The sequence below is a fragment of the Streptomyces regalis genome, from assembly GCF_001509475.1.
GTDB lineage: Bacteria > Actinomycetota > Actinomycetes > Streptomycetales > Streptomycetaceae > Streptomyces > Streptomyces regalis.
In genome coordinates this window covers 1-381 of record NZ_LLZG01000252.1, presented here as the reverse complement: position 1 = coordinate 381, position 381 = coordinate 1, and the positions used below count along the sequence as shown (strand labels likewise).

Below are 381 nucleotides of genomic sequence, written 5' to 3'. Positions count from 1 at the left end.
GCCGGGCGGTGAGTGGTGGCCGGGCTGTGTGTGGTGGCCGGGGGGCGACGGCACGTCGGGACCGCTCGCCGCCGGTGACACCGGTCCGGCGGGCGGCGGGGAAGGGGGGAGCGGGGGCGCGCCCGGGGGCAGTTCGTGGCCGCCGGAGCCGGCCGGCGTGGCGGCGCCGGGCCAGTCCGCGCCGGGCGCGCCCGTGGCGGGGGGGGGCGCCGAGCCCTTCATGACGGTGGTCCGGTTGTCGTCCGGCCGTACGGGGCCGGCGGGCCGGTCGTCTCCGCCCCCCCCGCCGCCACCGGAGGACGGACGCTGCTCGGCAGCGGCCTGGACGAGCGGGGACTGCGTTTCGGACTGGAGCGTTCGTACCGCACACTGGCCCGGCTC

The 381-nt window shown here is 80.8% G+C and carries 1 pseudogene; it reads right to left on the bottom strand.

Features of this window, described 5'->3' with window-relative positions:
* A pseudogene (locus tag ADL12_RS55670) lies at nucleotides 1-381 on the bottom strand (hypothetical protein); the annotation flags it as partial.